Source organism: Ruegeria sp. AF7 (assembly GCF_056541885.1).
Genome location: NZ_JBQFYX010000001.1, coordinates 770,852 through 791,666, shown reverse-complemented (window position 1 = coordinate 791,666; position 20,815 = coordinate 770,852). Strand labels below are relative to the sequence as shown.

Annotated in this window: 18 protein-coding genes; 11 read left to right on the top strand and 7 right to left on the bottom strand. The window is 55.8% G+C overall.

What is annotated here, in order from left to right; translation table 11 throughout:
- Positions 1 to 24 precede the first annotated feature (24 nt).
- A complete protein-coding gene (locus tag ACR0AP_RS03980) occupies positions 25 to 612 on the top strand; it encodes a shikimate kinase (RefSeq protein WP_209504122.1) in 588 nt (195 codons plus the stop codon).
- The gene (aroB, locus tag ACR0AP_RS03975) at positions 612 to 1,724 is read left to right on the top strand and encodes a 3-dehydroquinate synthase (RefSeq protein WP_480505421.1); all 1,113 of its coding nucleotides are present in this window, start codon (positions 612 to 614) and stop codon (positions 1,722 to 1,724) included. The genes ACR0AP_RS03980 and aroB overlap by 1 nt, the downstream gene beginning before the upstream one ends.
- Before the next feature lie 9 nt (positions 1,725 to 1,733).
- On the opposite strand, the gene ACR0AP_RS03970 is transcribed toward aroB, so the two are convergent.
- Both ACR0AP_RS03970 and ssb read right to left on the bottom strand, forming a co-directional pair.
- Entirely contained in the window at positions 1,734 to 2,804 is a 1,071-nt protein-coding gene (locus ACR0AP_RS03970) for a site-2 protease family protein (protein ID WP_480505419.1), read from the bottom strand.
- An 18-nt stretch (positions 2,805 to 2,822) separates the two neighbouring features.
- The gene (gene ssb, locus ACR0AP_RS03965; protein ID WP_209504119.1) at positions 2,823 to 3,311 is read right to left on the bottom strand and encodes a single-stranded DNA-binding protein; all 489 of its coding nucleotides are present in this window, start codon (positions 3,309 to 3,311) and stop codon (positions 2,823 to 2,825) included.
- A gap of 201 nt (positions 3,312 to 3,512) precedes the next feature.
- Between ssb and ACR0AP_RS03960 the strand changes: the two genes are divergently transcribed.
- The 3 genes from ACR0AP_RS03960 (at position 3,513) to ACR0AP_RS03950 (ending at position 6,267) form a co-directional block, all read left to right on the top strand.
- Positions 3,513 to 4,091 carry a lytic transglycosylase domain-containing protein gene (locus ACR0AP_RS03960; protein WP_209504118.1) on the top strand — a complete coding sequence of 193 codons (579 nt, stop codon included), beginning with the start codon at positions 3,513 to 3,515 and terminating at the stop codon, positions 4,089 to 4,091.
- Between the two features lie 96 nt (positions 4,092 to 4,187).
- A complete protein-coding gene (locus ACR0AP_RS03955; protein ID WP_480505416.1) occupies positions 4,188 to 5,150 on the top strand; it encodes a LuxR C-terminal-related transcriptional regulator in 963 nt (320 codons plus the stop codon).
- 130 nt (positions 5,151 to 5,280) lie between these two features.
- Positions 5,281 to 6,267: an MBL fold metallo-hydrolase gene (locus ACR0AP_RS03950; protein ID WP_480505414.1), complete on the top strand. Its 987-nt coding sequence runs from the start codon at positions 5,281 to 5,283 to the stop codon at positions 6,265 to 6,267.
- A 111-nt stretch (positions 6,268 to 6,378) separates the two neighbouring features.
- On the opposite strand, the gene ACR0AP_RS03945 is transcribed toward ACR0AP_RS03950, so the two are convergent.
- From ACR0AP_RS03945 to miaA, 5 genes are all read right to left on the bottom strand, one after another.
- Positions 6,379 to 8,466 carry an ABC transporter ATP-binding protein gene (locus tag ACR0AP_RS03945; RefSeq protein ID WP_267363907.1) on the bottom strand — a complete coding sequence of 696 codons (2,088 nt, stop codon included), beginning with the start codon at positions 8,464 to 8,466 and terminating at the stop codon, positions 6,379 to 6,381.
- 92 nt (positions 8,467 to 8,558) lie between these two features.
- Complete coding sequence (locus ACR0AP_RS03940) at positions 8,559 to 10,022, bottom strand: ABC transporter permease (RefSeq protein ID WP_209596036.1); 1,464 nt, start codon at positions 10,020 to 10,022, stop codon at positions 8,559 to 8,561.
- A gap of 13 nt (positions 10,023 to 10,035) precedes the next feature.
- Positions 10,036 to 11,082, bottom strand: coding sequence for an ABC transporter permease (locus tag ACR0AP_RS03935; RefSeq protein ID WP_209504113.1), 1,047 nt, complete (start codon positions 11,080 to 11,082; stop codon positions 10,036 to 10,038).
- Positions 11,083 to 11,205: 123 nt separating this feature from the next.
- Positions 11,206 to 12,876, bottom strand: coding sequence for an ABC transporter substrate-binding protein (locus ACR0AP_RS03930; protein WP_209504112.1), 1,671 nt, complete (start codon positions 12,874 to 12,876; stop codon positions 11,206 to 11,208).
- Positions 12,877 to 13,229: 353 nt separating this feature from the next.
- Positions 13,230 to 14,123, bottom strand: a complete 894-nt coding sequence (gene miaA, locus ACR0AP_RS03925; protein WP_480505411.1) for a tRNA (adenosine(37)-N6)-dimethylallyltransferase MiaA — start codon at positions 14,121 to 14,123, stop codon at positions 13,230 to 13,232.
- 97 nt (positions 14,124 to 14,220) lie between these two features.
- Here miaA and pyrH point away from each other — a divergent pair, with 97 nt between their 5' ends.
- The 6 genes from pyrH to ACR0AP_RS03895 all read left to right on the top strand — a co-directional run bounded on the left by pyrH (position 14,221) and on the right by ACR0AP_RS03895 (position 20,810).
- On the top strand, positions 14,221 to 14,973 hold the full coding sequence (gene pyrH, locus ACR0AP_RS03920) for a UMP kinase (protein WP_209504110.1): 753 nt from the start codon (positions 14,221 to 14,223) through the stop codon (positions 14,971 to 14,973).
- Positions 14,974 to 15,235: 262 nt separating this feature from the next.
- Positions 15,236 to 16,462, top strand: a complete 1,227-nt coding sequence (locus ACR0AP_RS03915) for an aminotransferase class V-fold PLP-dependent enzyme (protein ID WP_480505409.1) — start codon at positions 15,236 to 15,238, stop codon at positions 16,460 to 16,462.
- Between the two features lie 48 nt (positions 16,463 to 16,510).
- Positions 16,511 to 17,935, top strand: a complete 1,425-nt coding sequence (locus tag ACR0AP_RS03910; protein WP_480505407.1) for a cryptochrome/photolyase family protein — start codon at positions 16,511 to 16,513, stop codon at positions 17,933 to 17,935.
- Positions 17,936 to 18,004: 69 nt separating this feature from the next.
- A complete protein-coding gene (locus ACR0AP_RS03905; RefSeq protein ID WP_480505405.1) occupies positions 18,005 to 19,216 on the top strand; it encodes a class I SAM-dependent methyltransferase in 1,212 nt (403 codons plus the stop codon).
- 11 nt (positions 19,217 to 19,227) lie between these two features.
- A complete protein-coding gene (locus ACR0AP_RS03900) occupies positions 19,228 to 19,668 on the top strand; it encodes a TrgA family protein (protein ID WP_480505403.1) in 441 nt (146 codons plus the stop codon).
- A 26-nt stretch (positions 19,669 to 19,694) separates the two neighbouring features.
- Complete coding sequence (locus ACR0AP_RS03895) at positions 19,695 to 20,810, top strand: NUDIX domain-containing protein (RefSeq protein ID WP_480505401.1); 1,116 nt, start codon at positions 19,695 to 19,697, stop codon at positions 20,808 to 20,810.
- Positions 20,811 to 20,815: the final 5 nt, after the last annotated feature.

Sequence of the window (20,815 nt, the reverse complement as noted above, 5' to 3'; positions counted from 1 at the left end):
CAAGATCACGTCATTCACGGTGAAATGAGCGAAATTAAGCATAACACGCACTCAGCGGACGCGCAGACCCGGTTTGATCTGCACAAAACCGTGGTTCTGGTCGGTATGATGGGGGCCGGAAAGTCAGCCGTGGGTCGTGCTTTGGCCGCTCGACTGGGTGTTCCCTTTCTGGACAGCGATGCCGAAATCGAATCAGCTGCGAACATGACCATCCCCGAAATCTTTGAGCGGGACGGGGAACCTTTTTTTCGCACCAAAGAATCACAGGTTATCAGCCGCCTGCTGGATGACAAAAAAGGCGTACTTTCAACGGGTGGCGGGGCGTTTCTTCAGCCTGACAACCGGCGTATGATCACCATGCGGGGTGCGTCGGTCTGGCTGCGGGCAGACCTGAAAGTTCTGTGGAGCCGTGTCCGCCACAAGGACACGCGCCCGCTGCTTCGTACTGCCGATCCTTATGCGACATTGAAAGCCCTCTACGAGGCGCGTGTTCCGGTTTACGCCGAGGCGGATCTGATCGTGGATTCGGATGGCGAAACTTCGATCGAGAATATGGTGGACCGGGTTGTCGACGCCTTGTTGGCGCGCCCTGATGTTTTGGAAATCAGATAATGCATCAAACAGTACACGTTGAACTTGGGGACCGGTCGTATGACGTAGAAATCGGTCCGGATCTTCTGGCGCGCGCGGGCGATTGGATTGCACCGCTATTGGCGCGTCCTAAGGTGGCCGTCCTGACAGATGAAAGTGTCGCTGATCTGCATCTGGAAACGCTGCGTGCGGGTCTGAAAACCACCGGGATCGAAATGTCCGCGCTGGCCTTACCCGCCGGAGAGGCAACAAAAAGCTGGCCACATTTCGAACGCGCGGTTGAGTGGCTGTTGACTGAAAAGGTTGAACGCAGCGACGTTGTTGTGGCCCTTGGTGGTGGGGTAATTGGTGATCTTGCCGGCTTTGCCGCAGCCGTTCTGCGCCGAGGTGTTCGGTTCGTACAAATCCCCACGTCTTTGCTGGCGCAGGTCGACAGCTCTGTCGGGGGGAAAACAGGGATCAACGCCCCTCAGGGGAAGAACCTGATCGGCGCTTTTCATCAGCCATCGCTGGTTCTGGCCGATACATCTGTGTTGAAGACCATGTCCCAGAGGGACTTTCTTTCAGGGTATGGCGAAGTGGTGAAATACGGCTTGCTTGGGGATGCTGATTTCTTTGAATGGCTTGAGGCGAACGGGCGAAGTGTGTCTTCAGGCGACATGGCCGCACGTGTGCGTGCGGTAACCCGCTCGGTTCAGATGAAAGCCGATATCGTGGCCCGGGATGAAACCGAACAAGGTGACCGCGCCCTGCTGAATCTGGGGCACACCTTCTGCCATGCCTTGGAGGCCGCCACAGGGTATTCCGACCGTCTTTTGCATGGCGAGGGCGTGGCCATTGGCTGTGCACTTGCGTTCGAGCTTTCGTCCCGCCTTGGCCTGTGTTCACAAGAGGACCCAAGCCGGGTACGCGCACATCTGCGGGCGATGGGCATGAAAACGGATCTGGCTGATATTTCGGGCGAATTGCCAAATGCCGAGGTACTGGTGGATCTGATGGGGCAGGACAAAAAGGTCGTGGACGGCCAGCTGCGGTTTATCCTGGCCCGCGGAATTGGTCAGGCATATGTGACCTCGGATGTGCCGAAGGATGCGGTCTTGTCGGTTCTGTCGGACGCTCTCGCCCCGGTGTGACGCAAGGGGCTAACGACCCTGAATGACCATCAGCTCGCCGATGTTTTCGCGGGTTATGTAACCGATCATGCGACCGCCATAGGTCAGAACTGCAATGGCCGGCGCCCCATTGTGCAGGTGTTCCAGCACGTCCTCAAGGCCGGTTGTCAGCAAGACTGCGGGGACGTTTGTATCCATGATCGAGGTCGCGGGCGCAGTTCTGGGCTGGTCGCTTGCAAGGGCGGTGAACAGGCGATCGCGTGTCACAAAGCCCAGCAACGTGTGATTTGGGTCCAGTATCGGAAATTCGTGCTGCGTGGTGTGAATGACGGCTTGTGCTGCTGTGCTCAGCGTATCACTGGGAGAAAGTGCGTGAAACTCGGTGATCATCGCGTCACGGGCCAGAACACGACGAACCGCAGATCGCAAAGCGACTTCCTGGCTTTCTGCATTGGCTGCAAAGAACACGAATACGGCGATCAATACCAGAATTGGATTGCCAGAGCTCAGCCCTAGAAATCCAAACCCGATGGCGACAACCTGGCCACCAACGGCTGCAATTCGGGTGGCTTTGACACGATTCATGCGTAAACACAGAAGTGCGCGAAAGACGCGGCCTCCGTCCATTGGGAAGGCCGGGATCAAGTTGAAGATGGCCAAAAGCAGATTGATATAGGCCAGCTTGTCCACAATCCTCACATTTGGTGACTCCAATTGCGCGAGGGTCTCAAGCGGCATACCTGCGCCAAGCGCGGCAAGGCCAATAAAGATAGCGATATTCACTGCCGGACCCGCAAGCGCCACCAGAACCTCTTGCATCGGTTTTTCCGGCATTCTCTCAAGCCGGGCCAGGCCGCCGATGGGCAAAAGGGTGATGTCGGGGGTTTTGATACCATAACGCCGCGCCATAAGGGCGTGACCGAACTCATGCGCGACAACGCAGGCAAACAGCGCCAGAACAAAGAGAAGGTTTTCTATCGCGGCTGGCAGGCCACCGGCTGAGAATGCGGCAAAACCGACCCAAGCGAGCAGCAGAAAAAAGGTGACATGGACCCTCAGTTCGGACCCGAGCAATCGGCCGAGAGAGAAGGACCATGTCATGTTGTTTCTCCGTTTTACTTAGAACGGAATCTCGTCGTCGTCGATTCCGCCCGAGGCTGGTGCCGGAGAGCTGGATGGACCGCCATAGGGGTCACCGTAACCGCCACCGGCCTGGCCGCCACCATACCCGCCGCCGCTGCCGCCACCGCCTTCACTACGACCGTCCAACAGGGTCAGTTCCCCGCGATAAGGGCGCAGGACAACCTCGGTCGTGTACCGATCCTGACCGGACTGATCCTGCCATTTGCGGGTTTCCAGCTGGCCTTCGATATAAACCTTGCTGCCCTTGCGCAGATATTGCTCGGCGATGCGGGCCAGCGGTTCCGAGAAGATGGCAACCGAATGCCACTCTGTCCGTTCACGACGTTCACCCGTGTTGCGGTCTTTCCAGTTTTCCGAGGTGGCAATGCGCAGGTTGCACACTTTGCCACCGTTCTGGAACGACCGGACTTCGGGGTCGCGGCCAAGATTTCCCACCAGAATGACCTTGTTGACTGAACCCGCCATGTAAATCCTCGTTCTGTTCTGCGTAAATGCGCCGAATCTGGCGCAATGAGTTTCGTGAGACCCTATACGGCCTGCATCATGGTTGAAAACAGTTGATACAACACTGTCGAACAAGAGTCTTACTGTACTATTTACCAAGCTTTCATTTTTTGCGGGAATACCTATACTCCCACTGGTTTTGATCGAGCAGGATAAGCAAAGATGCGTTCTTGGGTTGCTGGGTTTTCCGTTGCCTGCCTTGTATTGGCCGTTGCGCCGGTGCAGGCACAAACATTGTCCAGCAAAAGCCGCAAGGATATTTTCCTGAAACAGGCGAAAGTTCTGGATTCTCGTGCGGCAACCCAGTACCGCGACTCGGCCCGGCTGAAACCCAAAACAACGCGTGATCAGGTCAGCAAACGGTATTCAGGAAAGTATCGCGGAGAATATCTGGAAATCGCGCGCCGTGTTGCTCGCCTTCACAGCATCCCTGAAGATCTGTTCTTGCGTCTCGTGCAGCAGGAAAGTGGATGGAACCCACAGGCGAAGTCACATAAAGGTGCGTTAGGACTGGCGCAGCTTATGCCACAGACGGCCGAGCTTTTGGGCGTAAACCCCCATGATCCCAAGCAGAACCTCGAAGGCGGTGCCAGATATCTGTCCTGGCAGTACCGCAAGTTCAAATCGTGGCCTTTGGCGCTGGCGGCCTATAACGCGGGTCCCGATGCGGTTGAAAAGCATGGTGGTATTCCGCCGTACAAGGAAACCCAGAACTACGTGAAGGTTATCTGGGGCGGCTGAAACCGATGCTGCGCCGCAGAACGTCCTATTCTTGATTCAGTGCAAATCCTCCAACTAACCTGACAGGGTATCGCCCAGAAACTGGTGAGGCCCCTAATGCCTGCTGATCATCCGCAGATTCCCAAAGAAACGCTGGCAAACTGGCAGCAACTTGTTGATCTGGTCGCAGAACTGGCCGACGTGCCCGCAAGCCTGATCATGAAAACCGACGTGCCGGATCATGCGGTTTTGATCACATCCGATCACCCCGAGAACCCGTATCCGGTCGGTCTGAGTTTCCAGTTGAACCCCAAGCTGTACTGTCAGGGTGTTCTGGAGCGTGACGGAGAGTTGGTGGTCCAGGACGCCAAATGTGATCCGGTTTGGGCGGACAACGACGACCTGGAACACGGAATGACCTTTTACATCGGCTTACCGCTGAAATGGCCCGATGGATCGGTGTTCGGCACAATCTGTGTTCTGGACCGTAAACAGAACCGGCGGGCCCTGTTGTTCCGAGAGGGGCTGGCGCAATTCGCGCGCATGGTCGAGTCGGATTTGGCTTTGTTGCAAGAGGTTTATCTGAGACGCGCGTTGGAGGAGAAACTGAACGAAACACTTGCCCAGCTTGAAACGCGTGTTTCGGATCGAACCCGAGAGTTGCAGGAGACGAACACGGCGTTGCGCGTATTGCTCTCAAGTCTCGACGATGACCGCAAAAACCGGGATCACGAAATCGTCGAGCAGGTTCGCAGCAGAGTATTACCACATCTTGAAAAGGTTCGGGCGCAGCTTTCCGGCGACGAGGCGCAATTTGTCTATCTTGAGCTGGCCGAAAAGAACCTGAACGAGATCACATCTTCGCTGTCTGACAAGTTGACGGATGCCTTCGCGGCAATGACCCCGACCGAAATGGAAATTGCACAGATGGTCATGTTTGGGAAAACCACAAAGGACATTGCCAAGGCCCTGTCCCGAGAGACGTCGACAATCGATTTTCACCGCAACAACATTCGTCGAAAACTAGGACTTGAGGGACGGGATCAAAACCTGCGCAGTCATTTGCTCTCGATTTCGTGAATGCCGAATATGGGGATTGCCCCCATATTTCACCCCCATTTTTTCGGTCTGAGCCGATGTGCTTTGGCTTGTTACCCTCTGGGTTGAGGTGCGGAAAAACGGCGCACGTCCAACAGAGAGGTACAAAGATATGGATCGCAAGGATCTGAAACCGACCATCCTGAAAGGGGACAGGGATCATCTGGCACCGGGGCTGTCTCGGCGGTCATTTTTCATGGCGGCAGGTGCTGCCGGTGTTGGCGCGACAGCTTCAGTGCTGGGGGCAAAACCGGCCGAGGCGCAATCGCAAGTCTGGTTGCAGCCAGGAAACAATAACCACGTGATCGACCTGCAGGGATCGACGGGTCAGGCCAGTGCCGGAGTTGTCGGTATCGACTATTATGGCCATTGCGCCATAAAGATCACCTCGCCCAACGGCGCAACGGTCCTGTTCGACCCCTGGCGTGATGACCCGTCGGGCGCGTGGGGGCTTTGGTTCCGCAATGAATTCCCCCAGATCCCGGTGGACATTACCTTGTCGACACATGCGCATTTCGATCACGACGCGATCGAACGACCAAGCTCGACCATGGTGCTGGACAGGATGGTGGGCAATTTCGAGTTCGCCGATATCAAGATCACCGGTTTTGCAGATAAACATGCCTGCGTGGCGCCGGGGTGGTACAACTGGACCAATGCACTGGCCGAGTTTGGGGTCGAAGCCTGCCCACCGAACAATGTGGGTCATATGGATATGGTGGTCTATCTGGTGGAAACAGGCGGCATTCGTACGCTGATCTGGGGTGATAATCGCCACAATCCGCCTCAGGAGTTTTGGGACGCCGTCGGACAGGTCGATGTTCTGACCCTTCCGGTAGACGGGTCGCAACATATCCTGAGTTTCGATCAGGGTAATGACATCGTGGCCAAGCTAAAGCCCAAGATCATTATCCCAACTCATTACCTGAACGAAGTCACGTCTTATACGCTGACCACGCTGCAATCAGCAGACGAGTGGGTAAAGGGACAGCAAAGCTATCAGATGCTTGACAGTGCCAGCCTGAAACTGGAGGCCGGAGAGATTGCTGGTATGAACCAGGAGTTCATGCATTTCGGCAACAATGTCATGACCGGCTGAGAGTCTTACAGGGAACCACCACTCACAGGCGCCGCCAGTTTCCTCGTGAAACGCGGCGCTCACAGAAAGGGCCGGTCAACGACCGGCCCTTTCCAGTGAAGATCCGCAAACCTACTCGGCCGCGACTTTGATCACGGGTTGCATCCGTGCCAGCACCTCTTCGGACAAGTGGCACTTCACCTGATGACCCTCGGCCAATGTCTGCACCGGTGGCACATGTGACTCGCAGCGGCCGTCAGGCACTTCGGATTTCCAGCGACACCGTGTCTGGAACGGGCATCCCGGTGGCGGGTTCATGGCTGAAGGAATATCACCTTCCAGTACGATGTGCTGCTTTTCGACCGATGTATCGGCGATGGGAACAGCACTCAGAAGCGCTTCGGTATAAGGGTGGTAGGGGGGGGCAAAAACCTGATCAGTTGTGCCCAGCTCGACCACGTGGCCCAGATACATCACCATCACTCGGTCGCTGAGGTATCGCACGATGGAAAGGTCATGGCTGATGAACAGCAACGTGGTTTTGTGCTCGCGCTGAATTTCCATCAGCAGGTCGGTCACCGCAGCTTGCACCGAAACGTCCAGCGCCGATACGGGCTCGTCGGCTACCACAATGCGCGCATCGCCGGCAAAGGCGCGCGCGATACCTACGCGCTGCTTCTGGCCACCCGACAGCTGACGCGGCATTCTGTCGGCAAAGGCGCGCGGCAGTTTTACCAGATCCAGCAGCTCCAGCATCCGCTTCTTGCGCTCGGCCTCGGAATTGCCAACACCGAAGATTTCCAATGCCCGGATGATCTGGCGCCCAACGGTCATCGACGGGTTCAGCGTGTCGAACGGGTTCTGAAACACCATCTGAACTTCACCAACGGTCTTTGCGTCGCGCTCTTCTATGGGCACCTGTTCGATATTGCGGTTGTCCAGAAGAATCTGCCCGTCCGTGGCCGTCTCAAGACCCATGAGAACTTTGGCAAAGGTGGACTTGCCGCAACCGGATTCGCCCACAATGGCCAATGTCTCGGATTCATGCGCCTCGAAACTGAGCGTTTCGTTTGCCTTCACAACCTTCTTTTCGCCACCGCCGAACAGGGCATTTGCTGCAACCTCATAGTATTTCTTGAGGTTGTCCATCTTCAGAACGACCCTGCCGATCTCACCTTTCTCTTTCTGTTCACCCACCGTGATTGGTGCGTTCCAGTCAATCTCTTTGAATTTAAGGCAACGGGTATGGTGCCGGTCATTTCCGGGCACCGCCTCCATCAGGATGTCCTTGGCGTCACAGCGACCTTCTTCGAAATAGTCGCAGCGCGGACCGAAGTTACAACCAGGGGGCCGCTCATGGGGTAGGGGAAAGTTCCCCGGTATAGCCACCAGCGGACGCGAATTCTTGTCGGCCCCCGGCAGCGGGATCGACCGGAACAGGGCCTGCGTGTAAGGATGCTGCATCTCGTCAAACACATCCTTGATCGAGCCGCGCTCGACCGCCTCACCCGAATACATCACGCAAAGCCGGTCACAGGTTTCCAGAACCAGCCCGAGGTTGTGCGAAATGAACAGCATCGAGGTGCCGTATTTCTTGCCCAGATCCTTCACCAGCTCGACCACGGCAGCCTCAACCGTCACGTCAAGTGCCGTTGTTGGTTCGTCAAGGATCAGCAGCGCCGGTTTCGACATCAAGGCCATCGCGATCACGATGCGCTGCTGTTGACCGCCTGACAGCTGGTGCGGGAACGAGTTGAGCATTCGCTCGGGGTCCGGCAAGCGCACATCGGTGACAACTTCCAGCGCGCGCGAATACGCTTCTTCCGCGCTGACGCCCTCGTGAATCATGGGCACTTCCATCAGCTGCTTACCGATCTTCATTGCCGGGTTCAGTGAGGCCATCGGCTCCTGATAGATCATCGCGATCTCATTGCCGCGTATGTCGCGCAATTCATCTGAACTCATTTCCGCCAGATCACGACCCTTGAACTTGATTGTACCGCCAACGATGCGACCGTTTTTGCCAAGGTCCTGCATTACACCCAACGCCACCGTGGACTTACCGCAGCCGGATTCACCGACCAGACCAACAGCTTCACCGGGTTGCACGCTGACAGAGAAATCCATCACGGCCGGAATTTCCCGCAGGCGGGTAAAGAAGGAAATCGACAGCTTGTCGATCTCCAGGATCGGGCCGTCATAATCCGCCATCTTGCTCATCTTGTATCTCCTCACCAGATCGAGGGGATCCTCTTCATCTGGCAAAAATATCTCGGGGGGTCCGGGGGGCTGGCCCCCCGGTCGCTTTCACATCAGTCTTTCAGACTTTCTTCGCGCAACCCGTCGGCCAGCAGGTTCAGACCCAGAACCAGCGTCAACAAGGCCAGCGCGGGTGGCAGAGCAGGGTGCAGGTAGATCGACAAAAGCTTGCGCCCCTCGTTGATCGTCGACCCCCAGTCAGGGCTTTCAGGTGGCAGGCCCAGACCAAAGAAACCTAAGGTTCCCAGTAGGATGGTGGTATAGCCAATACGCAGACAGAAATCGACGATCAGCGGGCCGCGCGCGTTGGGCAGGATTTCCCACAACATGATGTACCACGGACCTTCGCCACGGGTTTGTGCTGCTGCCACGTAGTCCCGTGTTTTGATGTCCAGCGCCAGTCCGCGCACGATGCGGAAAACGGTGGGCGAATTCACAAAGACCACCGAGACGAAGACCACCAGAATACCACCTGGAATATCGAACAGATCCAGATAGGTCGGCAGACCCCAGATACGATAGGCGTCGGTATTGATGATGTAGCCACCGGTCGAAATCAGAGACAGGTAGAACCAACCCGCTACCCCTAAAACTCCGATCAACAGCGGTGTTCGGAAGTTCGGTCTGGTATAGTAGCGTGAGTTCAGCAGCACACCGAGGAAGATGATCGGGAATACGAACAAGACGGCCGCCATGTAATTCGGTACCCCGGTCGCAACGATCTCGGGCGTGACCAGCAGATAGAACAGCAAGATCACCGGGAAGGCCAGAATCAGGTTCGCAAGGAACGACAGCAAAGTATCCAGCCGACCACCATAATAGCCTGCCGGAAGGCCCAACGTGATGCCAACCATGAAGGCAAACATCGTGGCAAGCGGGGCGATCTGAACAACAATCCATGCCCCTTTGACCATGCGGCTGAACACATCGCGGGCCAGATTGTCGCCACCCAGCAGATACCAGGCGTATTGACCGTCCTCTAGATTGGAAAGTGGCGTACCTGGCACTTTGTTCTTCATGCCCGAAACCTGTGACAGCGGGTCATGCGTGACGATCAAATCCATCGCGCCGAATACCCCGGTGAAAACCCAGAACATCACAAGGCCAAAGCCGATCATGCCGATGGGGCTGTCAAACAGTTTGCCGTAGAGGCCAAGCTTGCGTTTGAAAGCGATCGACATGGCATAAAGGATGATCAACGACACCCATACAGGCAAGAACTGCTGGGACATGGCGCCAATAATCCCGGCGCTGGTGCCCATCACAACGCCCAGCACGATATAGGCGAGTGCGATTCCGACACTGGCCAAGAAACTGTAGCGCAGTGCAAGTTGTATCAGTGTCCGCAGGCCTGAGCTTGAGCTCAACGTACCGTCCGGGTTCACCGTCATCTGGTCTTCGGGCAGCACGATGCTGGCCAGCATCCAGACGGCAATGGATAAGACCATTAGCGCAAGGCCAAGGGCAAAAAGCGGGTTCAGGAAGGCGATAGAGCCGGTCCAGGTAAGTGGTTCCATGATCTAACCCTCCTTAAGAAATGCGGATGCGCGGGTTGAGGTAGACATAGCCGATATCCGAAATCAGCTGGGTCACCAGCACCACAAAGACCGAAACGACCGAAATCGCCAGCAACAGCTGAATGTCGTTATTGCCCGCGGCCTGAACCAGCGCCCAGCCGAAGCCCTTGTAGTTGAACAGGGTCTCGACGATCACCACGCCATTCAGCAGCCAGGGGAACTGCAGCATGATGACGGTGAAGGGTGCGATCAGCGCGTTACGCAACGCATGTTTCATGACGATATTGGGGAAGGACACACCTTTCAGACGCGCTGTCCGGATATATTGGGCGGTCATCACTTCGGTCATCGAAGCGCGAGTCATTCGGGCAATATAGCCCATCCCATAAAGTGCAATAGTCAGGACCGGCAGGAAGAAGTTCTCAAAGGTCGGGTTCTCCATCGCTTGCGTGGCCGTGCCTTTGAACCACTTCAAACCAACTGCGGATGAGGTGAAGATCGCGATAAAGATCACGCCCGAGACATATTCCGGCGTCGCCGTCGTTGTGATGGCGAAGGTCGATAACGTCCTGTCAGTGGCAGATCCTTCTTTCATTCCTGCCAAAACACCAAGGATCAACGCGGACGGAACCATCAGCAACATGACCCAGAGCATCAGACGACCAGTCAGAGCCAACCGGTTCCCAACAACGGTGGAAACCTCTTCCTTGAAGACAGTCGAATAGCCCCAATACCCTTGCAGGATTCCGCAGAAATTCGGAGATTCTTCGGCGGTTTTGCCCGGCAGAATGCATCTTCCCTGAACGGTTCCGTCTTCATTCGTGTACCGATAAGAGGGCAGGACACCTAGCCATTCGCCGTATTTTATCGGAGTGGATTGGAGGTAACCATTTTTGCTCAGGTAGCTCTCAACCTGTTCATCCGACATCCGAAAGTTGCCCTGCGTTTTCGCCAGCTTCTCGAGGTTCGGATAGAGGTTGGTTAAGAAGAAAACCAGGAAAGTCAAACACAATGCCGTCAACAGCATGATGCCAACGCGCCTTAGAATGAAAAGTCCCATATTTGCCCCTGTGGGTCGGCTAGCGCGGGTTTCAAGGAACACCACGCTTAGCTGTTATTATTTGTTCGTCGCGTTCAGGACGAAGAGGCCGCGCCAGGGTGGCGCGGCCTTTTGCGTTTTGGCTCAGGACGTAAAGCCGAACTTATAAAGCTGCGGCAGGTCTGCGATATGCTTTTCGACACCCACCAAATTGTCGCGGTGATGGCGCATCGCTGTCCGCCAATAAGGCTGGATCGTGACACCTTCGTCGATCATGATCCCCTGCAGTTTGGCCATCACTTCACGACGTTTGTCGACATCTGCGATCGAGTTCGCCTCGGCCAGCAACGCATCAAACTCTGCATTGGCGAAACCGGATTCGTTCCATGCGACTCCTGATTTATAGGCCAGTGCCAGAACCTGAGTGCCCAATGGGCGGTGGTTCCAGTTCGTCGACGAGAAGGCGTATTTCGTCCAGTCGTTCCAGAAGGTCGATCCCGGCAGAACTGTATGCTTGGCCTTGATGCCCGCGTCGTTCAGCTGCGCTACAACCGCGGCTGTGGTGTTACGGCGCCAGTCATCATCGATTGATTGCACTTCGTGCTCAAAATCACCCATACCCGCTTCGTCCATCAGGGCTTTCGCCCCGGCGGGATCATACGGGATACGAGTCACGGCCGAGTCATGTTCAGGGTGCATCGGCCCGACGTGGCAGTTGTCTGCTGGAATGCCGTAGCCCGACATGCCCAGCTCCAGACACACCTCGTTGTCGACCGCCATGGCCAAAGCCTGACGAACGCGCTTGTCGCCGTAGATCTTGTTGCCGTTTTCGTCTTCGGCCAACTGGTTCGGGCGGATAACGATGGTGAAGCCTGACGGGATTTCCGAGCGCACAAGCCCAATGCCATCAAAGATGTCGACGAATTCGCCAACAGATTCCCAGTTCATGTCGATCTCTTCGGCCTCATAAGCCGCAAGGAATGCAGCCGGGTCAGTGCCGTAGTCAATGAACTCGATGCGGTCGATATAGCCGCCTTTGCCAGCCTCATATCCCCACCAGTCGAAACCTTCGTTGCGCACCAGCACGCCTTTGACACCAACTTCGTGGCTGTCAGGCAGCATGAAGCCCGTGCCGACGGGGTTTGAAAGCATGTCGTTCGCATCGAAGCTGCTATGAACGATTGCGGCGGGATAGTCCGCCATACCCGGGATGATCGTGATGTCAGGCGCGTTGCACTTCAGTTTGACAGTATGGGAGTCAACCACAGTGATTGCACCGTCCGCAGCTTGCTGAGTGCTTTCGTCAATAAGCGACGCCATACGCGATGCCATCGAGTTGCCTTCCAGACCCGCGTCACACCATCCTGCAATGTTGCGGGCCACGTCTTCGGCTGTGAAATCGTCGCCGTTGTTCCACTTTACGCCCTTGCGAACGTTCAATGTGTATTCAGTGGCGTCATCATTGGCTTCCCAGCTTTCCAGCAGCATTGGCTTGAACGAGCCGTCGTTGTTGTATTCAACGAGGTACTCCAGCCAGCCTGCTGTGAAAGTGGCAATTTGCGTCCAGTCATAGGTTCGCGGATCTTTGAGCGCGCGCACTTCCATCTGGTAGCGGATGGTACCACCGCGCTGCGGCTCTTGTGCCGCCGCAGGCGATTGCAGACCGATCAAACCATAGGCCGTCGGTACCGCGACACCCAGCGCCGTCGCACGGACCAGAAATTCCCGGCGGCTAAGCTTGCCGTCACGGTATTCCTGCGCGTGCATCTCGGCCGCCCAGTGCACCTTGTCGTTGGTGATTGCCGTATTGGTCATAAATGTCTCCCTGTGACATTGATTTTGTTGATTTGTTATTGTTCTAAGCGACGCGGGCTTGTCCGGTCGAAAGAAAGAAGGATTCCGGTTTTTGGACTCTGTGCATCCCCATGCCGCCATTCGGCACCAGAAATCACTCAACGTCAACGTTCGGAATCGACATAAAATGCACAAAAACGACGTTACCGCATTGTTGATATTTCGATAGGGATATTCCTACTTGACACACCGCAGAGGGAGAACCTTGCGGAACTTCGATGTCAAATTACTGATAAAAGACGAGAAACTTCTTCTTTATCTGTTGATCAAATTGCTTTCGCTATCAAATCCAGAGGAATGAACAACACCAGATATCACTTTGAGAAATCAACGTGATTCCATGTTTTCATTCTGGCCCGGAACCACGTGCGTTGACGTTTGGCAAATTGCCGGGTCGAGATCGTGGCCCGTTCACGGGCCTGATCCAACGTCATCATTCCATCCAGATAGGCCATAAGTTCTGGCACGCCAATGGCTTTGCAGGCGGGAAGAACGGGGTCGAAACGATCCCGCATCGCGCTCACTTCGTCAATTGCACCCAGTTCAAGCATCTGATCAAAACGGCGTTCAATCCGATCCAGAAGCCACGCTTTGTCGACGTCAAAAAAGATAGGAACCGCATCATTCAGCCTTAATATTGGCGGTGGCGTATCGGCCTGCCAAGATAACAGGCTTCGCCCCGTGGCACGCTGCACTTCCCAAGCGCGCTGCACGCGCGCGCGATTCTGCGTATCCAGGCCAGCCAAAGTCTGTTCGTCAACCCCGGCGACAAGCTCGGCAACGGTCAGCAAGTCTGCTTCGGCCCGCACCTGCACCGGAGTTGCGGGGATCTCGGCCATGCCTTCGGTCAGGGCCGAGAAATACAATCCTGTCCCGCCGACAATGATTGGCCGCTGGCTCCCGGTCAGCAGTGGCACCACTTCTCGCAGCCAGTGACCGGCTGAATAATCCTGATCATAGGCGATGTGACCATAGAGCAGATGCGGTACGCGTGCTTCTTCTTCGGCAGATGGTCGGGCCGAAATCACACGCCAACAATCATAAACCTGACTTGCATCTGCATTGACGATGACCCCGCCATGGCGTTCGGCGATCTCCAGCGCCAGCGCTGATTTCCCGGATGCAGTCGGCCCTGCAATCAGGACAGGTTTGTCATCGGGAATAGGGGGCAATTGCCGAAATATCGCGTCTGTTGATCGCCGGGTCATATGCGGTTGCCTCAATCCTCACCAACCGCATTGAACCTGCGGAGCTTTTGCTTCATTTTGCGCCGGAAATTAACCCCGTGCCAGCCCGGAGCGCAACATGAGCCTTTCCCCGTCTTCTGAAACTGCCGAAACCCCGAAAACCACATACAAACGTGTCATGTTGAAAATTTCAGGAGAGGCATTGATGGGGGATCAGGGCTTTGGCCTGCACCCGCCAACCGTTCAGCGCATCGCGCAAGAGGTGAAATCGGTTCACGATCTGGGCGTTGAGATCTGCATGGTTATCGGTGGCGGAAACATTTTCCGGGGCCTGAGTGGATCTGCTCAGGGTATGGAGCGGACGACAGCAGACTATATGGGGATGTTGGCCACGGTGATGAACGCACTGGGTATGCAATCTGCCCTAGAAGAGATTGGGGTGTTCACCAGGGTCATTTCGGCCATTCGCATGGATGAAGTGTGCGAGCCGTATATCCGCCGCCGCGCCGTACGACACCTTGAAAAGAAAAGGGTTTGCATCTTTGCGGCCGGCACCGGCAACCCGTATTTCACCACCGACACCGCGGCGACCTTGCGCGCCAATGAAATGGCGTGTGAGGCGATTTTCATGGGCAAGAACGGTGTCGACGGCGTTTACGACAAGGATCCCAAACAACATGCCGACGCGGTGCGTTATGACACGGTCACCTATGACGACGTTCTAGCCAAGCGGTTGCGGGTCATGGATGCGTCAGCCATCGCGCTGGCGCGTGACAACAACCTGCCTCTGATCGTCTTTGGTCTGGATGAGCCCGGCGGTTTCCGTGGAATTCTTGCAGGCGAGGGGACATATACCAAAGTTCAGGGTTGAGGCCCGAACGAGACCCGCCCCAGAGTGTTGGAAATTCAGCCCCGGCAACCCCGCCGGGCTTTTTCTTTTGCTTCAGCTTGACGGTCGCGGATGGTGCTGTCTAAGTAGCGTTGTCCTTCCGAAGAGAAGGGCTGCCCGGTGTTTCGTCAGCTCATGGCGCAAGCACAGGCTGGGCTGGAAGACCTGCCATGATTTCTGAGATGTCCGGAAACATGAGCGGGCATCTTGTTGATATGACAGCACAACTAAGGAGCAATGAGGCATGAGCTCTCTGGATATCGATTTCGTTCGGGCACAGTTTCCGGCTTTTTCCGAACCCAGCCTGGAAGGACAGGCTTTTTTTGAGAACGCTGGCGGGTCTTATACTTGCAAGCCGGTGATCGACCGGTTGACGCGGTTCTATACGCAACGAAAGGTTCAGCCCTACGCCCCGTATGAAGCAAGCCGTCTTGCAGGTGCCGAGATGGATGAGGCACGTGCGCGCATGGCCGCCATCCTGGGTGTTGAAACTGATGAGTTGAGCTTTGGCCCTTCGACAACACAGAATACCTATGTTTTGGCGCAGGCATTCCGGCAGTGGATGAAACCCGGTGAGGCGATTGTCGTGACCAATCAGGATCACGAGGCAAATTCGGGCCCATGGCGTCGTCTGGCCGAGGCAGGGATTGAGGTGAGGGAGTGGCAGATCGATCCGGAAACCGGATCACTGAACCCACAGGATCTGGAAAACATGCTGGACGAAAAAGTGCGACTGGTCTGTTTCCCGCATTGTTCCAATGTGGTGGGAGAGATAAACCCGGTCACCGAGATCACTGCGATTGCCCACGCGGCCGGCGCATTTGTCTGCGTGGACGGCGTATCTTACGCCCCGCATGGGTTTCCGAACGTTGGTGATCTGGGGCCGGATATCTACCTGTTTTCGGCCTATAAAACCTACGGCCCGCATCAGGGGTGCATGGTCATTCGCCGCACACTGGGAGAGTTACTGCCCAACCAAGCGCATTATTTCAACGCTGACGTTCTGTATAAACGCTTTACCCCGGCGGGCCCGGATCATGCACAGATTGCTGCAAGTGCAGGTATGGCCGATTACGTCGAGCTCTTGTGTGCTCATCACGGCGGGCCTGACGTGGGCGCGGCAGAGCAGGGTGCCTTTGCTCATGATCTGATGCGCGCGCACGAGGTGTCCTTACTGCAGCCTGTTCTGGATGCGGTAAAGGATCGCAATGCGGTACGTCTGATCGGCACATCAGACGCCACCCGGCGCGCGCCGACTGTTGCGCTGTCGTTGAACCGCCCGGCTGAACCTGTTGCAGCGGAACTGGCGCAATACGGTGTTATGGCTGGTGGCGGCGACTTTTATGCTGTGCGCCCATTGCAAGCGATGGGAGTAGATCCGGCACAGGGCGTTTTGCGGGTCAGCTTTACGCATTATACCTCGCAGCAGGAGATTGATCAGCTTTTGGAGGCGCTTGAACGCGTTTTGTGATCCACTCTGCTTGGGGCTTCGTAGAACGAAGAAAACCTCAGGGTGGATATGGAAAACGAGCCGTCTCCGATCATCTTATGGTTCCGACGGGATCTGCGCCTGTCGGACCATTCGGCATTGACTGCTGCTGTTGCAAGCGGCCGTCCGATCATACCAGTCTTTGTTCATGACCCTCTTGTGCAACACCTTGGCGCGGCCCCGAAATGGCGGTTGGGGTTGGGTCTGGAGGTCTTTTGCGACGCTCTGACGAGGCTTGGTAGCCGTCTGATCCTGCGGCGTGGCGATGCGCTTGAGCAGTTGCAGACACTTGTCAAAGAAACCGGTGCCAAGGCTGTTTATTGGTCGCGGGCCTATGATCCAGCGGCGATCAGACGCGATACACAGATCAAAACGGCACTGACCGAACTGGGTGTAGGCGCAAAGTCCTTTCCCGGTCATTTGCTTTTTGAGCCCTGGACGGTAGCAACAAAGCAGGGCCAGCCGTTTCGTGTCTACAGCCCTATGTGGCGCGCGGTTCAGCGGCGGGACGTGCCAACGCCGGATGCATTGGTGTCACGCTTGGCGGGGCCTGCAACCTGGCCTTCCAGTGATAAACTGAGCACCTGGCATATGGGTGCGGACATGTACCGAGGCGCTGCAATCGTGCGCCCCTATGTCCAACCCGGCGAGAAGGCCGCCCGCGATCGACTTGAGCACTTTCTCGACCAAGTCCCCCGTTATTCCAATGACCGTGACCGGTTGGATCTGGACGGAACATCAAACCTGTCAGAATACCTTTCATTGGGCGAGATCGGGCCACGCACGGTCTGGCACAGGGTTCAACAGGCTGCGATGACGGGAACCCCCGGCGCCGAGGCATTTCTGCGGCAGTTGGTCTGGCGTGAGTTTGCCTATCACCTGATGTTTCACTCACCGCATCTGCTGACTGATAACTGGAAAGCGGAATGGGATGATTTCCCGTGGAATATCGATCCAGATCACCCTGAAGTTGCCGCCTGGAGGCAGGCCCGAACCGGAATTCCTGTCGTCGATGCTGGCCTGCGGCAGATGTATGTGACAGGCCGTATGCATAACCGGGCCCGGATGATTGTTGCCAGTTACCTGACCAAACATCTGATGACACACTGGAAAATCGGGATGAACTGGTTCGAGGATTGCCTGATTGACTGGGACCCAGCCTGTAACGCCATGGGCTGGCAGTGGGTTGCGGGATCAGGCCCCGATGCGTCGCCCTTCTTTCGTATATTCAACCCCGAAACGCAGGCGGAAAAGTTTGATCCGCAGGGGGCTTACATGCGGCGCTGGATCGCCGAAGGCCAGACGAAACCCAGTGACGTTGCACTTTCCTATTTCGCTGCGCTTCCCGGTTCATGGAACCTGTGTCCGCAGGCGGATTATCCCGAACCTGTCGTGAAACTGGCGGATGGACGAAACCGCGCCTTGCGTGCGTATGAAAGCCGAAAATCCCACTAAGGAACTGAAAACTTGCCAGAAACAAAATCGCGGCCTAGCCTGATACCTGTGCCGCAGAGGGGAGAGCGGATGGTGCTGACGACGATAGAGGGGCAGTCGGATCTGCCCAGGTATTTCGCCCAGGTGTTCAAGATGCTGGCCCGAATGGAGTCGGGGCGACTAGACATAACATTGCCTGATGGCCGCATCTTTCGCGCAGAGGGGCCAAAGGCAGGGCCTGTTGCTCAGATCGATATCCACGACGGAGATGTTTTTGCCCGTCTGATCCGCGAAGGCGAGCTGGGGTTTTCTGATGCCTACCTTGAAGGACATTGGAGCACGCCTGATCTGCGCTCATTCATGGATCTTGTCCATCTGGGGTCCGAAACCGTCTATGACGGGTTTACTGGAAAGTTCCTTGTCCAGGCCTATGAACGGCTGCGGTTCTGGCTTCATCGCAATAGCCGGACGCAGGCGAAAAAGAATATCTCGTACCACTATGATCTGGGTAACGACTTCTACGGTTTGTGGCTGGATGACACGATGACTTATTCCAGCGCCATTTTTGAGACCGGGCAAGAAAGTCTTGAGAAGGCGCAAACTGCCAAATATGCCAGCCTTGTCGATGAAATGGGGGCCAAACCCGGTGACCACATTCTGGAAATCGGATGCGGTTGGGGCGGTTTTGCCGAATATGCCGCGAAAGAGCGGGGTTTGCATGTAACCGGCCTTACGATTAGTGAGGAGCAGTTCAAGTTTGCCAATGAACGCATTGAAAAAGCAGGACTTTCTGATAAAGTAAAGTTCAAGTTGCAAGACTATCGCGACGAGCGTGGGCAATATGATGGCATCGCCTCTATCGAAATGTTCGAGGCGGTCGGTCAAAAATACTGGCCGGTTTATTTTGAAACCGTTCGTGAACGGCTGAAGCCGGGGGCGCAAGCGACCTTGCAAATCATAACGGTAGGTGACCACCGCTGGGATTATTACAAGAACGGTGTTGATTTCATTCAGAAATACATATTTCCGGGTGGAATGCTTCCGTCGCCCACGATCCTACGGCAGCAGATCAATCTGGCGGGTTTGAATGTGGTGAAGTCGAAAGAATTCGGCAAAAGTTACGACCTGACGCTGCGGCGGTGGTATGAGACGTTCAATGCAAAATGGGAACAGATCGCAGACCTGGGCTTTGATGAGCGTTTTCGCCGCATGTGGAATTATTATTTGACTGCCTGTGGCGCAGCCTTTGACACGCGCAATTGCGATGTGACACAGATCACCGTAGCAAAGCAAGTTAACTGACGGACCGTAACATGCCCACTGCCTCGCGTCTTGTAGCCGCCGTTTGCCTCATCGTGCTGGCATTCATTGTCTCTGGCATGATTATCGAGAACGGCGAAGAAGGTAAGGATTACGGGCACTTTACCCTGGTTAACATGGGCCTTGGCGCGGTTTGCGGGTGGGGCATCATGGGCAAGCGTGCAGGGCGCGGCTGGACTGCTGGGATCAATAACGGCCTGACTGGTGTCGCCTCGCTGATATTCTGGGCGTTGTTCGTGCAGGGCTGTTACGAAATGTTCCGGCTTGCCATGCGCAACCGTTACGGTGGCCCATTTGAGGCCATCCTGGCCATTTTCAAGATCGGGATTGAGTACGGTAAGCTGCTGATTTACCCGGAAATCCTGATTGCATTCCTAATTGGGGCTTTTGTCTCGGGGCTGGCCACAGAACAGGCCAGCCGGTCGTGGCGCTGATCCGTTACTGACAAGAGAGATCGAATTTGTCTGATTTGTTCTTTTATGGAACGCTGCGACACTTGCCGTTGTTGGAACGCGTTCTTGGCCATCCTCTGAGCGAAACCAAAGCGAGGCCCGCCCAACTTCGAGGCCATGCTGTCCATTCTGTTCAGGGGCAGGATTTCCCAATGATCGTGGAATTGGAAGGTGCCAGTGCTGAAGGTTTACTGGTGCAGGAATTGTCGTCTGTGGATCTGGCTAGGCTGGATTATTACGAAGGGTCTTTCGACTATGATCTGAAGTCTCTGAAGGTCGAATTGGAAGACGGGACCGAGGCCCAAGCTCAGGTCTTTTTTCCTGCCCCCGATGCTTGGAGACCGGGTGATTTGTGGTCGTTTCAGGACTGGGCGGACAGATTGGGCGAACTTACAACGCTCGCCGCTGAGGAAGAGATGGCCTATTTCGGGAAGGTCGATCCCCGGGTCATGGCCCGCAGTGTTCGCGCCACGCAAACGCGCGCCTGGTCAAAGATCATGGCCGGGCAGCGGCGAACCGGTGATCCGCGGGACATTGCAAAAGACGTGATCGTGCATCGCCATGACCGGGTGTATCTTGATTACTTCGGGATGGAGGAAATCGATCTGCAACACCGGCGGCATGACGGCAGCATGGGTCCGGTTCTGCGCCGTGGAAGTTTGTTGCAGGGCAGTGCGGTCGGCGTTCTGCCCTATGATCCGGTCAGAGATACCGTTTTGATCGTGGAACAGTTCAGACCGCCGGTTTTCCTGAACAACGATCCGGAACCCTGGCTTTGGGAAGCGGTAGCAGGGATGATTGATCCCGGCGAAACACCCGAACAGGCCGCGCATCGCGAGGCGATGGAGGAGGCGGGTATTCGGTTTGACAGGCTGGAATATGCTGGCGGTGCCTATACCTCGAGCGGATCTTCCACCGGGTTCATGTATCTTTATGTTGGTCTGGGTGAATTGACGCACACCACAATCACTGGCGGCCTTGACACAGAAGGTGAAGACATCCGCAGTCAAATCTTGCCATTCGGTGAATTCATAGACATGACGGATCGCCATGTTTTCAAGGATCTACAATTGGTGTCTCTGGCTTATTGGCTGGCCCGCCACCGGGATAGATTGCGCGGGTGACTATC

What these genes read in the sequence shown, in the direction of transcription:
- ACR0AP_RS03980 (WP_209504122.1), top strand. Translation starts at nt 25, where the DNA reads ATGAGCGAAATTAAGCATAACACGCACTCAGCGGACGCGCAGACCCGG.
- aroB (WP_480505421.1), top strand. Translation starts at nt 612, where the DNA reads ATGCATCAAACAGTACACGTTGAACTTGGGGACCGGTCGTATGACGTA.
- ACR0AP_RS03970 (WP_480505419.1), bottom strand. Translation starts at nt 2,804, where the DNA reads ATGACATGGTCCTTCTCTCTCGGCCGATTGCTCGGGTCCGAACTGAGG.
- ssb (WP_209504119.1), bottom strand. Translation starts at nt 3,311, where the DNA reads ATGGCGGGTTCAGTCAACAAGGTCATTCTGGTGGGAAATCTTGGCCGC.
- ACR0AP_RS03960 (WP_209504118.1), top strand. Translation starts at nt 3,513, where the DNA reads ATGCGTTCTTGGGTTGCTGGGTTTTCCGTTGCCTGCCTTGTATTGGCC.
- ACR0AP_RS03955 (WP_480505416.1), top strand. Translation starts at nt 4,188, where the DNA reads ATGCCTGCTGATCATCCGCAGATTCCCAAAGAAACGCTGGCAAACTGG.
- ACR0AP_RS03950 (WP_480505414.1), top strand. Translation starts at nt 5,281, where the DNA reads ATGGATCGCAAGGATCTGAAACCGACCATCCTGAAAGGGGACAGGGAT.
- ACR0AP_RS03945 (WP_267363907.1), bottom strand. Translation starts at nt 8,466, where the DNA reads ATGAGCAAGATGGCGGATTATGACGGCCCGATCCTGGAGATCGACAAG.
- ACR0AP_RS03940 (WP_209596036.1), bottom strand. Translation starts at nt 10,022, where the DNA reads ATGGAACCACTTACCTGGACCGGCTCTATCGCCTTCCTGAACCCGCTT.
- ACR0AP_RS03935 (WP_209504113.1), bottom strand. Translation starts at nt 11,082, where the DNA reads ATGGGACTTTTCATTCTAAGGCGCGTTGGCATCATGCTGTTGACGGCA.
- ACR0AP_RS03930 (WP_209504112.1), bottom strand. Translation starts at nt 12,876, where the DNA reads ATGACCAATACGGCAATCACCAACGACAAGGTGCACTGGGCGGCCGAG.
- miaA (WP_480505411.1), bottom strand. Translation starts at nt 14,123, where the DNA reads ATGACCCGGCGATCAACAGACGCGATATTTCGGCAATTGCCCCCTATT.
- pyrH (WP_209504110.1), top strand. Translation starts at nt 14,221, where the DNA reads ATGAGCCTTTCCCCGTCTTCTGAAACTGCCGAAACCCCGAAAACCACA.
- ACR0AP_RS03915 (WP_480505409.1), top strand. Translation starts at nt 15,236, where the DNA reads ATGAGCTCTCTGGATATCGATTTCGTTCGGGCACAGTTTCCGGCTTTT.
- ACR0AP_RS03910 (WP_480505407.1), top strand. Translation starts at nt 16,511, where the DNA reads ATGGAAAACGAGCCGTCTCCGATCATCTTATGGTTCCGACGGGATCTG.
- ACR0AP_RS03905 (WP_480505405.1), top strand. Translation starts at nt 18,005, where the DNA reads ATGGTGCTGACGACGATAGAGGGGCAGTCGGATCTGCCCAGGTATTTC.
- ACR0AP_RS03900 (WP_480505403.1), top strand. Translation starts at nt 19,228, where the DNA reads ATGCCCACTGCCTCGCGTCTTGTAGCCGCCGTTTGCCTCATCGTGCTG.